Source organism: Salinicola sp. RZ23 (assembly GCF_003206675.1).
GTDB lineage: Bacteria > Pseudomonadota > Gammaproteobacteria > Pseudomonadales > Halomonadaceae > Salinicola > Salinicola endophyticus.
The window spans coordinates 187,799-204,213 of sequence record NZ_PZJK01000005.1 but is presented as its reverse complement, the minus strand read 5'-3'; the positions used below and the strand labels follow the sequence as shown (position 1 = coordinate 204,213).

General features: G+C 68.3%; 15 protein-coding genes. 12 read left to right on the top strand and 3 right to left on the bottom strand.

Features of this window, described 5'->3' with window-relative positions; all coding sequences use genetic code 11:
- Positions 1 to 882, bottom strand: coding sequence for an NAD(+) kinase (locus DOM67_RS04730; RefSeq protein ID WP_110674501.1), 882 nt, complete (start codon positions 880 to 882; stop codon positions 1 to 3).
- A gap of 348 nt (positions 883 to 1,230) precedes the next feature.
- Between DOM67_RS04730 and DOM67_RS04725 the strand changes: the two genes are divergently transcribed.
- From DOM67_RS04725 to DOM67_RS04690, 8 genes are all read left to right on the top strand, one after another.
- Positions 1,231 to 1,596, top strand: coding sequence for a hypothetical protein (locus DOM67_RS04725; RefSeq protein ID WP_110674500.1), 366 nt, complete (start codon positions 1,231 to 1,233; stop codon positions 1,594 to 1,596).
- 11 nt (positions 1,597 to 1,607) lie between these two features.
- Positions 1,608 to 3,740, top strand: coding sequence for a pyrroloquinoline quinone-dependent dehydrogenase (locus DOM67_RS04720; protein WP_110674499.1), 2,133 nt, complete (start codon positions 1,608 to 1,610; stop codon positions 3,738 to 3,740).
- 430 nt (positions 3,741 to 4,170) lie between these two features.
- The gene (locus tag DOM67_RS04715) at positions 4,171 to 5,463 is read left to right on the top strand and encodes a DUF3100 domain-containing protein (protein ID WP_110674498.1); all 1,293 of its coding nucleotides are present in this window, start codon (positions 4,171 to 4,173) and stop codon (positions 5,461 to 5,463) included.
- 75 nt (positions 5,464 to 5,538) lie between these two features.
- A complete protein-coding gene (locus tag DOM67_RS04710; RefSeq protein ID WP_110674497.1) occupies positions 5,539 to 6,699 on the top strand; it encodes a M20 aminoacylase family protein in 1,161 nt (386 codons plus the stop codon).
- A gap of 68 nt (positions 6,700 to 6,767) precedes the next feature.
- Positions 6,768 to 7,703 carry an NAD(P)-dependent oxidoreductase gene (locus DOM67_RS04705; protein WP_280951042.1) on the top strand — a complete coding sequence of 312 codons (936 nt, stop codon included), beginning with the start codon at positions 6,768 to 6,770 and terminating at the stop codon, positions 7,701 to 7,703.
- A complete protein-coding gene (locus DOM67_RS04700; protein ID WP_110674495.1) occupies positions 7,700 to 9,259 on the top strand; it encodes an aldehyde dehydrogenase family protein in 1,560 nt (519 codons plus the stop codon). The genes DOM67_RS04705 and DOM67_RS04700 overlap by 4 nt, the downstream gene beginning before the upstream one ends.
- 169 nt (positions 9,260 to 9,428) lie before the next feature.
- Positions 9,429 to 10,604: an aminotransferase class V-fold PLP-dependent enzyme gene (locus tag DOM67_RS04695; RefSeq protein WP_110674494.1), complete on the top strand. Its 1,176-nt coding sequence runs from the start codon at positions 9,429 to 9,431 to the stop codon at positions 10,602 to 10,604.
- A gap of 85 nt (positions 10,605 to 10,689) precedes the next feature.
- Entirely contained in the window at positions 10,690 to 11,562 is an 873-nt protein-coding gene (locus DOM67_RS04690; RefSeq protein WP_110674493.1) for a VOC family protein, read from the top strand.
- A 34-nt stretch (positions 11,563 to 11,596) separates the two neighbouring features.
- Here DOM67_RS04690 and DOM67_RS04685 read toward each other — a convergent pair whose 3' ends face one another.
- Positions 11,597 to 12,520: a LysR family transcriptional regulator gene (locus DOM67_RS04685; protein WP_110674492.1), complete on the bottom strand. Its 924-nt coding sequence runs from the start codon at positions 12,518 to 12,520 to the stop codon at positions 11,597 to 11,599.
- Positions 12,521 to 12,789: 269 nt separating this feature from the next.
- On the opposite strand from DOM67_RS04685, the gene DOM67_RS04680 reads away from it, so the two are divergent.
- The 4 genes from DOM67_RS04680 (at position 12,790) to DOM67_RS04665 (ending at position 15,580) form a co-directional block, all read left to right on the top strand.
- Complete coding sequence (locus DOM67_RS04680) at positions 12,790 to 13,119, top strand: antibiotic biosynthesis monooxygenase (protein WP_110674491.1); 330 nt, start codon at positions 12,790 to 12,792, stop codon at positions 13,117 to 13,119.
- A gap of 66 nt (positions 13,120 to 13,185) precedes the next feature.
- Positions 13,186 to 13,794, top strand: coding sequence for a cell wall hydrolase (locus DOM67_RS04675; protein WP_198651725.1), 609 nt, complete (start codon positions 13,186 to 13,188; stop codon positions 13,792 to 13,794).
- Between the two features lie 27 nt (positions 13,795 to 13,821).
- A complete protein-coding gene (gene epsC, locus DOM67_RS04670; protein WP_110674490.1) occupies positions 13,822 to 14,568 on the top strand; it encodes a serine O-acetyltransferase EpsC in 747 nt (248 codons plus the stop codon).
- Positions 14,552 to 15,580, top strand: coding sequence for a DUF1853 family protein (locus DOM67_RS04665; protein WP_157958793.1), 1,029 nt, complete (start codon positions 14,552 to 14,554; stop codon positions 15,578 to 15,580). The genes epsC and DOM67_RS04665 overlap by 17 nt, the downstream gene beginning before the upstream one ends.
- Here DOM67_RS04665 and DOM67_RS04660 read toward each other — a convergent pair.
- Positions 15,519 to 16,406 carry an EamA family transporter gene (locus DOM67_RS04660; RefSeq protein WP_110674488.1) on the bottom strand — a complete coding sequence of 296 codons (888 nt, stop codon included), beginning with the start codon at positions 16,404 to 16,406 and terminating at the stop codon, positions 15,519 to 15,521. The genes DOM67_RS04665 and DOM67_RS04660 overlap by 62 nt on opposite strands.
- Positions 16,407 to 16,415 lie beyond the last annotated feature (9 nt).

Below are 16,415 nucleotides of genomic sequence, written 5' to 3'. Positions count from 1 at the left end.
TCAGTCTCCCAGCCTGCTGCTCCACCCCAGCTTCGAGCGGCACGCCTCGAAGAAGCTGTGCCCGCGCGGGTGGATCAGGGTCAGGCGCTCGGCCTTGCGGCGCACATAGAGAATGTCACCGGGCTTGCACACCACACGGGTCTGGCCGTCACAGCTGACATGCGGGTAGGCCTGGTTGATATCACCGATATGCACCCGAATCTCGCTTGCCGCGTCGATCACGATCGGCCGGCTCGAGAGGGTGTGCGGGAACATCGGCACCAGGGTGATCGCCTCCAGCCCCGGGTGGACGATGGGGCCTCCGCCGGAGAGCGCATAGGCGGTGGAGCCGGTGGGCGTGGCCATGATCAGGCCGTCGGAGCGCTGGGAGTAGACGAAGCGGTCATCGATGAACAGTTCGAACTCGATCATCCGCGCCGCCTTGCCCGGGTGCACCACCACGTCGTTGAGACTGGTGCCGGCGCCGATCAGACGCTCGCCGCGATAGAGTTCGGCGTCGAGCAGGAAGCGCCGTTCGCTGTCGTACTGGCCGTCGAGCACCTCGGCCACCTTCTGCTCGACCTCGTCGGGGGAGATGTCGGTGAGAAAGCCGAGCCGCCCGCGATTGATCCCGAGCACCGGCGTGGCGCTGGTGCACAGGGCCCGGGCCGCGCCCAGCAGGCTGCCGTCACCGCCGACCACGATCACCAGGTCGCACAGGGTGCCCAGCTCGCGCCGCCGCGCCTCGCGCTGGCCGTGGGCCTCCAGCAGCGCTGCCGTGCGATCCTCGATCACGATCTCGCAGTCGCGGCGCTCGAGAAAGATCAGCAGACGCTTGAGGGTCTCGACGACCTTGTCGCTGCCCAGGCGGCCGATCAGGCCGATGGTGTTGAACGCACTCATGCAACGGATCTCTGACGGCGTATCGGCCGGCCATTATGGGGGCTGCCCGAAGAGGCGGCAAACCGCACGCCCTTCGGATGCCGCCAACCCGGCGGCGTGCGTAAAAAAACGAACATGGCGACGCCCGACACGTTAAAATTGCCTACCCTGTCGACAGGGACCACCACGCCTATCGACGGGGTACCGTCCCCACAAGGGAAGACCGCAAGGGAAATCCGCAGAGGGAACACCTCAGGGAAGGCAGGGCGCGTTCCGTCATCGCCTTTATCGGTGCGTCGCCACGCTCAGCGGCCACGCCGCCGTTCGGCAAGGCGCGCCTGACTTCGCCATACAGGGAGATAGGGCAACATGCCATCATCGCAATCCAAACCACTCGGCGCCATCGTGCTGCTGCTGGCCTCGCTCGTCGGCGCGGCAGTCGCCGGTTACGCCTATGTCACCCCGCTGACCGGCGTCAACGGCTCGCTCGGCGCGCTGGTCGTCATCTTCGCCTGCCTCGCGCTGGCGCTGATGGCGCTGATCCTGATGCCGCTCAAGCATCGCGGCGGCCGCATCTTCTGGCGTCTGCTGGCCCTCGTCGGGCTGATCGGCACCGGCTTCGCCGGCCTGCTGCTGCACCAGTGGGGCATCGCTGCCGCCATGGTGCTGGGCCTGATCGGGCTGATCCTCGATCTGCGCCGCCCCACCGCCACCCGCCGCGCCGCACACGCTTGAGGAGCCGTCTTATGCCGACTTTCGGAATCACCCCACAACGCCTCGGCACGGCGACCGCTCTGGCCCTGATGCTGGCGCCGCTGCCGCTGCTGGCCCAGGACGCTGACAGCGCCCAGGCCCCCGCCGCGAGCCAGACCCAGGACGCGGCCCAGAGCCAGGACAGTGCCCAGACCCAGGATAGCGTCCAGGCCCAGGACAACGACCAGAGCCAGGATGCCGCTCAGTCTCAGGACACGGCCCAGACTCAGGACACGGCCCAGGCCCAGCGCGCCGATATCCCGCTGGTCCCGACAAAGCCGACCTGGAACACCTTCCACGGTCAGAACAACGCCCAGAAGTACAGCCCGCTCGACCAGATCAACGTCGACAACGTCGGCCAACTGGAGAAGGTCTGGGAAGTGCACACCGGTGACGTCTCCGACGGCTCCGGCGACATTCCCGCCACGGTGTGGTCGGCGACGCCGATTTTCGCCAACGACACCCTCTACATCGGTACGCCCTTCTACCGCCTGCTGGCACTGGACCCGGCCACCGGCGAGCAGAAGTGGAGCTTCGATACCCACTCCAAGCTCGAAGCCCTGACCCAACCGGTGCTCAAGAACCGCGGCGTGGCCTACTGGGAAGCCAAGGATCCAGAGCCCGGTCAGGCGTGCCAGAAGATCGTCTACATGGGCACCATGGACGCACAGCTGTTCGCGCTCGACGCCGACACCGGCAAGCCGTGTCAGGACTTCGCCGACAACGGTGTACTCGACGTCAATCAGTGGAACACCACCCACGCCAAGTGGCCACTCTCGATCCTGCAGCCGCCGACCGTGGTCGGCGACCACCTGATCTTCGGCTGGGCCGGCAAGGACTGGGCCTTCGAGACCGCGCCTCCGGGCACCGTGTTCTCGATCGACGCGCGCACCGGCAAGCGTGAGTGGACCTTCGAGGCACTGTCGCCGGAGATGCGTGAGAAGAGCGGCACCGCCAACGTCTGGACCCAGATGTCGGTGGACGAGGCTCACGGCCTGATCTATCTGCCGGTCTCCTCGCCCTCTCCCAACTACTGGGGCGGCAACCGCACCGAATCGGCCCCGCTGGCGACCTCGACCACCGCGCTCGACGTCGACACCGGCAAGGTCGTGTGGTCGCGCCAGTGGGTGCATCACGATGTCTGGGACTACGACATCAATGCCGCGCCCACGCTGATGGACATCACTGTCGACGGCAAGCAGATTCCGGCGCTGATCCAGGCCACCAAGATGGGCTTTCTGTTCGTGGTCAACCGCCTCACCGGCGAGGACGTATGGCCGATCGAGGAGCGCCCGGTACCCCAGGGCGACGGCTCGGTGAAGGGCGAGGTCTACGCCAAGACCCAACCGTTCCCGACCAAGCCGGCACCGCTGCTCGACCAGTCGAAGAAACCCAAGATCTGGGAACTCGCCGACATGGTCGGTGGCGGCCAGTGTTCGCGGCTGTGGGACAACCTCTACTACGAGGGCATGTACACCCCGCCGACCACCCAAGGCGAAGGCACCCTGGCCTACCCGGACAGCGCCGGCGGCGTTCAGTGGGGCGGCGTCGCCTTCGATCCGCAGAGCCAGACCGCGATCGTCAACGTCTCGCACATCGTGCAGACGATCAAACTCTACGACCGCGAGGCTTACAAGAAGGCGGACAACGGCTCCGGCAACGAGAGCGGGTTCTCGCCGCAGGAAGGCGCGCCCTACGGCATGCGTCTGAACGTCGCCAGCAACTGGCTCGGCATGCCGTGCTGGGAGCCGCCGTTCGGTGAACTGGTGGCGCTGGACATGCACACCGGTGACGTCAAGTGGCGGCGTCCGGTCGGCGCCTCGCAGCAGTACGGTTTCTTCATGCCGGAACGCTGGGGTTCGCCGACCATCGGCGGGCCGGCAGTCACCGCCGGCGGGCTGATCTTCATCGGCGCCTCGATGGATGCCAAGCTGCGCGCCTACTCGCTGGAGAGCGGCAAGGAGCTGTGGTCCGACCAGGCCCAGGCGCCGGCCGTCGCCAACCCGGCGGTATACGAGTACAAGGGGCGTGAATACGTCGCCTTCGTCGCCGGTGGCAACACCATCCTCAAGGATCAGGTGGGCGACCAGGTCGTGGTCTACGCACTGCCGCAAGACAAGCAGTAAGCGTTAGCCACACCGCGGGATACGGGGGAGCTCAATGCTCCCCCTTTTTGGGCCTGCCATCCCTGGCAGGCCCCCTTCGGGCCGCCTTCGGCGTCCAAAATCGCTCCCGACGATTTTGTGTGCCTGCCATCCCTGGCAGGCCCCCTTCGGGCCGCCTGCGGCGTCCAAAATCGCTCCCGACGATTTTTGGTACCCCACATACCCCGATCTCCTCCCTATCACCCTATTTTCCACGCTATCTGCCAACCGCTGTCACCACTGATTGCGGCTCGGACTGTCCTCATTCGCCCTTCGTCGCATCTTAAAAATCAGAACACCCGCCGACTTTCATTAGATCACCCTCTGTTCCGATACTCGATCAGGCTTCTGCGACACACCCGAGGTGTGAGTGCGCGGATGCGCCCCATCCAATAACAACGAGGTCGCGGCCATGTCTCTACACCGACTGCTCGACTGGCGCCTGCATCTGATCGTGGTCATCGTGTCCCTGATCAGCGAGGCGATCGGTATTCTCAAGATTCCGCTGGGTCCCGGCACCCTGCTGCTGCTACCGCTGTTCTACGCCTTCATTCTCGGCGTGCTGCTCAACCCGCACCTGTTCACCGCCACCCGGCGCTACGTGCCGGAGAGTGTCAGTCAGGCGGCCACGCCGCTGATTTTGATCTCGATCATGCCGTTCATCGCGCGCTTCGGCTCGACCATCGGCCCGGCGATCGACCAGATCATCAGTGCCGGCCCGGCGCTGATCCTGCAGGAGCTGGGCAACCTCGGCACCATGCTGGTGGCGCTGCCGGTGGCAGTCGTGGTGCTGAAGATGGGTCGCGAGGCGGTGGGCGCCACCTACTCGATCGCCCGTGAGCCGAATATCGCGATCATCTCCGACAAGTACGGTCTCAAGGGGCCGGAGGGTGTCGGCGTGATGGGGGTCTACGTGGTCGGTACCATGTTCGGCACCCTGTGGTTCGCGCTGATGGCGGGCTATCTCGCCTCGCTCGGCGTGTTCGATCCGCGTGCCCTGGCCATGGCCTGCGGCGTCGGCAGTGGCAGCATGGTCGCGGCCTGCTCCGGCGCCCTCGCCGGCGCCCTGCCGGGTATGGCCGACGACCTGCTCGCCTTCGCCGGGGCCAGCAATCTGCTGACCTACGCCACCGGGCTCTATGTCTCGCTGTTCATCGCCCTGCCGGTGGCAGAGTGGCTCTACCGGCGTCTGGCCGGCAAGCGCCGCGGCGCCGCTGAGGCGACCCCGGATGCCGGTATGACCGCTGCCGACGTCGCCCCCGACGAGCGCCCCGAACAGCACCTGGGCAAGACCGCCGCGGTGCTGGCGGTAGCCTGTGCGGTGGGCTGGATCGCCAACACCGTCAACGGCAGTTCGCTGCTGAACGCCCTGCCGGGCATGGCGATTCTCTACGTGATGACCCTGATCGGCCTGGTGCTGACCCGCATCGTGCCCTTCTACCTGCCCGGCGTGGCCTGGGTCTCGCTGGTCAGCATCGTGATGACGCTGCCGTTCTTCCCCGGCAGCGGCTGGATCGTCGAGCGCCTGGCGGCAGTCAACTTCCTCGCCATCGTCACTCCGGTGCTGGCCTATGCCGGCCTGGCCCTGAGCCGGCGTGAGTTCAGCATGTTCCGGCGCACTGGCTGGAAGCTGATACTCATCTCGCTGCTGGTCTTCACCGGTACCTACGTGGGCTCCGCGGTCGTCGCGCAAGTCCTGCTCTGAGCCGCACCGCCATCAGCCCCATGCGCCGGCTCGCGGCTTCGCGCCGGCGCCTGCAACCCGCCACAGGAGATGCGCATGAACCAGCCCGTCGCCTTTCCCGACGCCGCCACCTTGAAGGCCTGGCGTCACGACTTCCACCGCCACCCCGAGATCGCCTTCGAGGAGCACCGCACCCACGACCGGATCGTCGCCATCCTGCGCGAGCACGGCCTCGAGCCGGTCACCGGCCTGGGCGGCGGTACCGGCGTGGTGGTGACCATCGAGGGCCGCCGCGGCCCCGGCCCCAGCATCGGCCTGCGCGCCGACATCGATGCGCTGCCGATCGAGGAGACCAACGCCCTCGACTACCGCTCGACGATCCCCGGACGCATGCACGCCTGCGGCCACGACGGCCACACCACCATGCTGCTGGGCGCCGCCTGTGCCCTGGCCCGTGACCCGGATTTCGCCGGCACCCTTCACTGCATCTTCCAGCCCGCCGAGGAGAACGAGGGCGGCGCCCGGGTCATGGTCGAGGAGGGGCTGTTCACGCGCTTCCCCATGGACGCGGTCTATGGTCTGCACAACTGGCCCGGGTTGCCGGTGGGTGAAGCCGCGGTACACGACGGCGCGGTGATGGCTGCCTTCGACGTCTTCACGCTGACGCTCAAGGGCCGTGGCTGCCATGCCGCCATGCCCCACCTGGGCGACGATACCCTGCTCGCCGCCTGCCAGCTGGCGACCCAGCTACAGGGCGTGATCAGTCGCGAAACCCCGGCCCACCAGTCCGCGGTGCTCAGCATCACCCAGTTCCACGCCGGCGATGCCTTCAACGTGGTGCCCGGCACCGTGGAACTGCGCGGCACCGTGCGCTGCTTCGACGCCGCGCTCAAGGCGCGCCTGGAGCAGCGTCTGCGCGATGCCGTGGCGGCCTGCGCGACCTTCCACGGCCTCACCGCCGAACTCGACTACCAGGCGCGCTACCCGGCCACGCTCAACGCCCCCGAGCACGCCGCGCGCTGCGCCGAGGTGCTGGAAGGCCTGCCACAGATCACTCGGGTCCACCGCGATCTGCCGCCGAGCATGGGCTCGGAGGATTTCGCCTTCATGCTGGCCGAACGCCCAGGCGCCTATATCTGGCTCGGCAACGGCGACAGTGCCGCGCTGCACAACCCGGCCTACGACTTCAACGACGCCCTGGCGCCGCTCGGCGTGGCCTATTGGCAGGCCCTGGCTCGGGCGCTGCTCGCCGGCTGAACCCCATCCGCACAGACCATCCCGAGCGCAGCCCGGCGGCAGCGCTCGGCGCAGGAGACCTGCGCTCCGTGTCACCGCGACAAGAGGTTATCGATATGAAAATCACCGTCATCGGCCTCGGCCAGATGGGCGGCAACATGGCCCTGACTCTGCACAAAGCCGGCTTCGACGTCACCGGCAGCGATGTTTTCGACACCGCACGTGAGCGTCTGGCGGGCCTGGAGCTGGCAGTGGCCGCCCCCACCGAGCTGCCCGCCAGCGACGTCTACCTGCTGTCGCTACCGACCTCCGCGCAGGTGCGCGAGGTGATCGAGCAGACTCCTAACCTGCTCTCCACAGCGCCCCGTGGCAGCGTCATCGTCGACACCTCCACCAGCGATCCGGTGATCAGCCGCGAGCTCGCCGCCAAGGTGCTCGACGCCGGCCTCGAATGGCTCGATGCCCCGGTCAGCGGCGGCCCCAAGGGGGCGGCCAGCGGCCGACTCGGCATGCTGCTGGGCGGCGACCCGGCAACGGTGGCACGCCTGGAACCGATGCTCGCGGCGATGTCGGCCAAGCGTACCCATGTCGGTGGCCCAGGCAGCGGCCACGTGGTCAAGCTGGCCAACAACTATCTCTGCGCCACCAACCTGCTCGCCACCGCCGAGGCGGTGACGCTGGCCGCCAAGGCCGGGGTCGATCCGGCGGCCTGCCTGGCCGGACTCAACAGCGGCTCCGGGCGTAGTGCGGTGAGCGAGGTCAACTTCCCGGAGTGGATTCTCTCCGGGCGCTTCGACTCCGGCTTCACCAGCGGTCTGATGCGCAAGGATCTGCGCCTGGCCAGCGATGCCGCCGCCGGTCTGGCACTCGATCTCGGCCTGCTCGAACAGGTGGTCGCCGGCTGGCATGCCGACCCCGAGCACCCCGCAGACAGTGACGACTTCAACCACATCGCCTCCCCCCTGCTGGCGCAGGCGGGACTCGATTTCACCACCTCTGACCCGCGCGAGGAGCCTGCCCGATGAATGCCCTGGAGACCCAAGCTCGTGAACGCCTGGCCGATCTGCTGATGCGCTTCGGCCTGTCACTGGAGCGCGGCGACACTCCCTGCAGCAACTGGATCGATGGCGAGCTGGTCAGCGGCGAGGGCGAATCCATCGCCCTGCTCCACCCTGCCACCGGCGGCGCGCTGATCGACTACCGGGATGCCGACGCGGCGCTGGTGGACCAGGCCGTCGCCGCCGCAACCCGGGCCCAGACCGAATGGATGGCGCTGACGGCCAGCGAGCGCGGCCGCCGCATGCTGACTGCCGTAAGCCGCCTGGAGGGCCACGAGGAGTCGCTGGCCCAGCTCGAGAGCGTGGTCGCCGGCAAGCCGATCCGCGACTGCCGCGGCGAGGTGGGCAAGGTGCGCGAGATGTTCGAGTACTACGCCGGCTGGTGCGACAAGCAGCATGGCGAGGTGATCCCGGTACCCACCAGCCATCTCAACTACGTGCGCCACGTGCCGTTCGGCGTGGTGGGTCAGATCACGCCGTGGAACGCGCCGATGTTCACCTGCGCCTGGCAGCTGGCACCGGCGCTCGCGGCGGGCAACGGTGTGGTACTCAAGCCCTCGGAGCTGACCCCGTTCTCGTCGGTGGTGATCGCACGCCTGCTCGAGTCCGGCGGCCTGCCGCGGGGGCTGATCAATATCGTCAACGGTCTCGGTCCCACCACTGGCGCGGCGCTCACCGGGCACGAGGGTATCAGCAAGCTGGTGTTCGTCGGTTCGCCCGCCAGCGGCCGGGTGATCGCCGAGGCCGGCGCCCGGCGCCTGGTACCCAGCGTGCTCGAACTGGGGGGCAAGTCGGCCAATATCGTGTTCGCCGACGCCAGGCTCGACGACGCCGTGGCCGGCGCCCAGGCGGCGATCTTTGCGGCTGCCGGACAGAGCTGCGTGGCCGGTTCGCGCCTGCTGATCCAGCGCGAGATCTACGAAGAAGTGGTCGAGCGGGTGGCCCGCGCCGCCAGCCAGATCGCGGTCGGCCTGCCGGAAGACGAGACCACGCGCATGGGGCCGCTGCAGAACGCGCGCCAGTTCGAGCATGTCAGCGCCATGCTCGAACGCGCCCGTGCCGCCGGCGCCCGAGTGGTCACCGGCGGCACGCGGCCGGCCGGGCTGCCCGCGGGTGCCGACGGCTACTATCTGGCGCCGACCCTGCTCGCCGACGTCACCCCCGAGATGGAGATCGCCTGCGAAGAGGTGTTCGGCCCGGTACTGGTGGCCCTGCCCTTCGACGACGAGGCCGATGCCATCCGCCTGGCCAACGCCACCCGCTTCGGCCTGGCCGGCGCGGTCTGGACCCAGGACCCGGCCCGCGCGCATCGCGTCGCCGCGCAGCTGCGTGCCGGCACGGTCTGGATCAACAGCTACAAGGCGATCAACGTGATGTCGCCGTTCGGCGGCTTCCGTGACAGTGGCTTCGGCCGCTCCAGCGGACTCGACGGTCTGCGCGAATACAGCGTGCCACAGAGCGTCTGGGTCGAGACCGCCAGTGAAGCCAGCGTCGCCATGGGCTACGGCGACGGCAAGGGGTGAGCGCTGCACACGCGGGGCACCGCCTCGGCCCAGCGTGTGCCCGGCTCCTGACCTCGGGCGGCGGAGATACCCCGCGCGAAACGCCAGCGGCATCTCACCAGGCGCTGGCGCCGCTCACGTTTCCACGGCAGGATATCTCGACACCCCGAGCCACCGCTGGAGCCCCGTGATGCGCGCCGAACTTCGCTATCTCAACAACGCCTCGGTGGGCCTCACCAGCCCCGGGGTCTCGGCGCGACTGCGCGACTGGCTCGAGGCAGAGGCAGCGGCCTGGCCACAGCAGCGGGTCGAGAGCGCGGACTGGGACCTGCAGACGACGCGCGAGCGCGCCGGTACGCTGATCGGCGCACCGGCGACGCAGCTGGCGCTCGCCGAGAGCACCTCGCTGGCGATGGCACGCGCCCTCGCCACCCTCTCTCTGCGCGGCAAGCGCGTGCTCGTCGCACCGGGGACCTGGGCCTCCGATATCGTCATGCTCAGACGCCTCGGCGGCGAACCGCCGCGGGCACTGGAGCTGCTCGCCACCCATGCCGACGGTAGCCTCGATCTCACCGCGATCAGCACCCAGCTGGGCGAGGACGTGGCGGCGATTCTCACTCCGCTGGTGACCAGTATCGAAGGCCGACGCTACGACGTGGAGGGCCTGGGCGCGCTATCGCGTCCGGACCACTGCGCGCTGATCGTCGACGCCGCCCAGGGGCTGGGGCAGACACCGATCGATGTGCGTCGGTTCGGCTGCGACGTGCTGGTGGCGACCACACGCAAGTGGCTGCGCGGCCCACGCGGCATGGCGCTGGCCTATTTCAGCCAGGCGACGCTGGCGTCGATGCGCCCCAACCCGCTGGCCGAACTGGCCGGCTTGCGTCTCGACGCCCCCAGCCAGCGCTTTATCGATCAGCCCCAGGCGCGCCGCTTCGACGCCTCCGACGTCTCACTCCTCAATCAGTTGAGCCTGACCGCAGCGATCGAGGAGCTGGCAGCGATCGGCGTGACGCGCCTGCGTGAGCACGTGCTGGGGCTCGCCGGGCTGGCCTACGAACTGGCCCGCGCACAGGGGCTGACACCGCTGCTGGCGGCCCCCGAGAGCGGCATCGCCACCCTGCACCTGCCCGAGGCGCAGCCGCTGGCGGTGGCGCAGCTCCTGAGCGCCGCCGGTATCGCCGCCAAGGTGTGCAACATTGCCGCCGAGCCGCTCAACGTGCGCCTGCCGACGAGCGGCGCCCTGGTTCGGCTGGCGCCGCACTGGCACAACGACGCCGACGATATCCGCGCCGCCTTGGCTGCGCTGGCGGGTACGCGCCCGGACACCGCGGCCGCCGCGGCGCAGCCGGCATCGCTGCCGTGAACGGCGTATACCGGGGCAAAGCCGGGTATACTCGCGCCATCACCGCCCCCTCTTGCCGTCACCCTGGCCAGCACAGGAGTCCGCCATGAGCTTCGGTATCGATCACCCGCTCCTCGCCGTCAGCGATCTCGACCATGCCGCGGCTGCCGCGCGCAAGCTCGGCTTCAACGTCAATGCACGCCACCAACACCCCTGGGGCACCGACAACCACCTGCTCTTCTTCAGCAACAACTTCATCGAGCTGATCGGTATCGGCCGGCCCGAGTGCCTCGACTATCAGGACGACAACGGCTTTCAGTTCGGCCGCCTGATCGAGGCACGGCTCACCAGCATCGGCGACGGCATCGCCATGCTCGCCCTCGACAGCGACAGCATCCAGCGCGACCACGCCCTGGTCGCCTCGCGCGGCTTCGACGAGGCGCGCCCGATCATCTTCCGACGCCAGGCGCGCCTGCCGAGCGGACATGATACGGAGGTGAGCGTCGCGCTGGATATCCTGCACGATGTCGAGCGGCCTTTTCTGACCCAGTTCCTGTGCCAGCAACTGCGCCCGGAGCTGTTTCGCATCGATCCGACGCTGGAGAGCCACCCCAACGGCGCCACCTCGATCACCGATGTCTGGTACGTCAGCGACGATCCCGAGCACGATATCGGCCACTTCGCGCGCATTCACGGCTGCGCGGCGATTCGCGGTGACGCCCGCCACTACATCATCCATACCCACAAGGGCGACTGCCATCTACTCGACCCGGCCACGCTGATGACGACCTTTCCGCTACTGGGCGAAATCGACGCCGAGCCACCCCGCGCCGTGGCGTTGACCCTGGCCTGCCGCGATCTCGCCGCGACGCAGGCTGCGTGGGACGCGGCCGGGATCGAGTACCACGCCCACGACGCCAGTCAGGCCGACATCGCGCCCCAGGCGATGGGCACGCTGCTGCGATTTGCCCAGCAGTGAGGGCGACGCTGGGTAGCGTAAGGAACCTGGCGCTTCAGCGCCGCGCTTCGTCGTGACGAAAGGCGTGCATCCAGGCGCTCAGATGGCGCAGCAGCTTGAGACTCGCCAGTGGTTGGCGCCGCCCGACCCGGGTGATCATGTGCGCCTGGGAGTGCTGGAACGACGCGCAGGCAACCCGCCGCGCGACCACGCTCTGGCTGCCGAGCTCATCCGCCACCGCGAAGCTGGGCAGCAGGGTGATCGCCATGCCGGCCACCACCGCACGCCGCAGTACCGCCATGGAGTTGGTCTCCATCGCCACCCGCGGGCGCAGCTGTGCCTGCTGGAAGGCTTCGTCGACCAGCCGTCGCACGCCATGCCCGACTTTCCACAGCGCCATCGGCGCCTCGCTCAGGGTCTCCAGCGAGAGCGGCTCGGGGTAGGTGGCCAGCGCGTGGTCGCGGGGACAGATCGCCAGCAGTGGTTGGCCACTGGAGACCCAGAAACGGATCTGAGGGTGAACCCGCTCGTGGAACATCAGCCCGATATGCGCGCGGTCCTCCACCACCGACTCGATGATCTCGTCGGTCCCGGCCTGCTGGATATCCAGGCGCACACCGCGGTAGCGCTCGGCGAAGGCCTTGAGCGGGGCCGCGATCAGATCGTCGATGAAGCCCTCTCCCACCACCAGTGAGATGGTGCCGGTCTCCAGGCGTTGATGCGCCTCCAGAGTGGCGATGAACTGCTCGTCCAGCGCGCCGCGCTGGCGGCAGTAGTCGAGGACCATGTCACCCACTGCGGTGGGCCGGATCCCGCGCGGCGTGCGCTCGAGCAGCGGCGCCTCGAAGGCGGTCTCGAGCAGCGCGATCTGGCGGCTCACCGCCGACGGTGCGATATCGAGCCGCGCCGCGGCCTTGCGCAGGGAGCCGGATTCGACCGTGACACGAAAATAGACCAGTCGCTGATGGGGAATATCCATGGCGTGTCAGTGGCGCCGGGCGCGCCGTTCACCTCGTAAGACGGAAATGACGAAATCAGTGTTGCGTCGATTAGGACACCCGACGGCATCATTCGTCAACGCACCAGCGCCTGCCAGCGCCGGGTCGGGCACATCTCGCTTTTCACGCAGACTGCTGGCATGGTGAACGTTGTCGTCGTCAGGTCGATCGGGCCGGACGCAGCGCGCGCTTTTCATCATTCGCGCCGTTGACCTTTACCCCCCGTTTTCCGCATGGAGCCACGCATCCGATGTTCATCGCCATGAACCGTTTCCGCGTCAACCCCGAGCGCACCGAGGAGTTCGAGACCCTGTGGCTCGAACGCGAAACCCATCTGCAGGGGCTGCCGGGGTTCGTCGAGTTCCACATGCTGCGTGGCCCCGCCGAAGAGGATCACGTGCTCTACGCCTCCCACACCATCTGGCGTTCGCGGGCCGACTTCGAGGCCTGGACCCACTCGGAAGCGTTCCGCGCCGCCCACGCCAACGCCGGCCAGAGCCGCCGCGAGGGGCTCTATCTGGGGCCGCCCAAGTTCGAGGGCTTCGAGGTGATCCAGACCCTCGGCGCCGACGCCGGCTAACGCCTGCGGTCATCGATGCGCATGTCGTCATCATTGGCCACGTGCCGAGGTCTCTCCCTGGCACTCATGCCCCGCGTCTGGGTGCTGGTTATCCTGCTCGGCATGATCGCCCCCACCGCCACGCTGCTGGCCGCCGAGCCGCCAACGGCCCAGCGCGCGCTCGACAAGGCCGAACAGCTGGAGCAGCGGGTGGTCGAGAACGAGCGCGCCAGCCCGGCACCACCGGCACTGCGGGTGACACCCGAGGGGGCGCGTGCGGTCGATCCGCGCGGCCAGGCCCCGCTGGATGACGCGCTCACCTGCCTTGCGCGTTCGATCTACTGGGAGGCCAAGGGTGCAGGCGTGGTAGAGATGGAGGCGGTGGCCAACGTGGTGATGAACCGGCTGGGCAACCCGGCCTTCCCGCCGACCCTGTGCGGCGTGGTCCAGCAGGGTTCGGAAACCGGCAGTTGCCAGTTCTCATGGTGGTGCGACGGCCGACCCGACGAAGTGCGCGAGCCGCTGGAGTATGCCGCGGCGCGAGAAATCGCACGCCGCGCGCTCAACGGCACGCTCAAGGATCGCACCCACGGCGCGGTGTTCTTCCACCAGCGCAGCATCACCCCATCCTGGGCCTCGCACATGGTCAAGACAGTGCAGACCCGCGAGTTCGATTTCTACCGTCTCCCCGGTTGATACCGGCAAGTCCGACAAGGAGCGCGCATGCCCGCGGCCTGGACGCAACTGAGCAGTGACACCCTGTGGCCGACGCTGGTCGAGTCCGCACGCAGCGCTGCCAGACGCCATCCACTGCTGACATCGCTCTACCGCCGCTGCCTGCTCGAGGTCGACGACCTCGCCGGCGCGCTGGTGGAGATCGTCAGCGAAGACCTCGCTACCGCCGAAGTGCCCTTCGCCGAGTGCCACGCCACGGTAGCGGCCTGCCTCGCCGCTCATCCCGAGATCGCTGCGGCCGCGGCGCGCGACCTGCTGGTGCTGCTGCGCGAGGATGCCGCGATTCCCGAGCCCTTCACGCCACTGCTGTTCTTTCCCGGCTATCGTGCACTGCAGTGCCATCGCGTCGCCCACGCCTGGTGGCGGGCCGGCCTCACCGATCTCGCCAGCTTCGCCCAGTATCGGGCCGCGCACTGCTTCGCCGCGGACATCCACCCGGCGGCGCAGCTCGGCGCTGGGCTGTTCATCGACCACGGGGCGGGGATCGTGATCGGCGAGACCGCCGTGGTCGAGGACGACGTCACCCTGTTCCATGGCGTCACTCTGGGCGGCACCGGCAAGTTGAGCGGGGACCGCCACCCCAAGATTCGCCGCGGCGCCTTTCTCGGCGCAGGCTGCTGTGTACTCGGTAACATCGAGATAGGCACACGGGCACGCATCGGTGCCGGTGCCGTGGTCACCCGCCCGGTGGCTGCCGACAGCACGGTGCTGGGGCCACGTGCCCAGCCGCGCTGAGCCCGCTCCGGTGGCGCCCACCGATCCGACCTGGGCGCTGCAAGCCTGCACGCCAGCGCTGCGCGAGGATCTGGCCTGCCTGAGCGCGCCCTGGCTGCGTGATATCGCCTGGCTGCTGCACGCCCCGGACATGGCACGGCTGGGCGTGGCCGGCCGCCCCACCCTTGACGAGCTCGGCCTCGCGGACGACGCCTTCCGGCGGCGCTGGCTGGCGTCCCTGGCACCGCGACGGCAGGCCTTTCTGCAGCATCTCGATCAGCGCCGTTCGCAGCGCCTGGGGATCTATCACGAAGCGCTGTGGCAGTGGATCCTGGGCGAAGCGCCGCGCAGCGCACTGCTCGGCCACAACCTGACCCTGCGCGAGGGCAAGCGAATCACGGGTGAGCTCGATCTGCTCTACCGCTATCGCGGCGTCGAGCCTGCGACGATCGAGCACGCCGAACTGGCAATCAAGTTCTTCCTCGGGCTGGAGCAGGGGCCGGGGGATCGCCACGCCGCCGCCCGCTGGATCGGCACCGGCAGCTTCGACTCCCTGGCGATCAAGTGCCATCGACTGGCGCAGCGCCAGCTGCCCGCCGCCCGCGACGAGCCCGGGCAGGCCGTGCGCGAGACACTGACACCGGGCGCCGCGCTACACCAGCGCATCATCATGCCGGGGTTTCTCTACCACCCCTGGCACCAGCGCCTGGCACTGCCGGATCTGGCCAATCCGGATGTCTACCAGGGCCTGTGGTGCCATCACCGGGCGTGGCCGGCGCTCTGCGCGGCGCTACCAACGGCGACCCGCGGCCAGGTGCTGCGTAAACCGCACTGGCTGGCACCGCCACGCGGCGCCGGCCCCCCCATGGTGGCACTAGGTGAGCTGCTGGAGCGCCACTTTGCGGCCACCTCATCACCGCTGCATCTGCGCCTGACGCTGCCGGACGGCCGCGGCTGCCGCCTGTTCGTGGTCACGGATGGCTGGCCGCCGGCGCTGCCGTTACCGCCCCTCGACGCGCCCAGCGCGCGTTGAGCCACAGCGTGGCGAGCAGGATCGCCGCCCCCGCGCCCAGGCGCAGCAGATCGGCATCGCGGTTCCAGATCACCAGATTGACCACCAGCCCGGCCGGAATCAGCGCGTTGTTCATGATCGCCAGGGTGCCGGCATCGACCCGACAGGCGCCCTTGTTCCACAGAAAGTAACCGAGCCCCGACGCCACGATCCCGAGCCAGCCGAGCACGCCCCATTGCAGCCCGCTGGTCGGCAGCTTTTGCCCATCACCGAGCAGCAAGAACGCCGGCAGCGCCACACATAGCGCGCCGAGGTAGAACCAGCCGAAGAGATGGCGATGGGCGACGCCGGCAGGTAGCCCCCGGGCCAGATGGCGATAGCCGACCTGTCCCAGCGCGAAGCAGAGATTGGCACCCTGCACCACCAGAAAGCCCATCCAGTAGCCGGCATTGACGCCGTCGTAGCGGATCACCGCCGCCCCGGCCACGGCCAGCGCCGCCATCAGCAGATAACGCGGTGAGAAGCGCCTCGCCAGCAGATCGTCGATCAGGGTGATATAGAGCGGCGTGAAGATGGTGAAGAGCAGCACCTCGGGCACGCTCAGAAGCAGGAAAGCGTGATAGAAGAACAGATACATCACACCGAGCTGCAGCGCACCGACAGTCATCAGACCGAGACGGCTGGCAGGGGAAATCGCCCGCGGGCGCAGCAGCGGCAGAAAGATCAGCGTCGCCAGCACGATCCGAGTGGCCACCGCAAAATAGCTATCCACTTGCCCCGACAGGTAGACACCGATCAGACTGAACGAGAAGGCCCACAGCAGCGTGACGCCGACGAGATACGACATTTAAGGTCA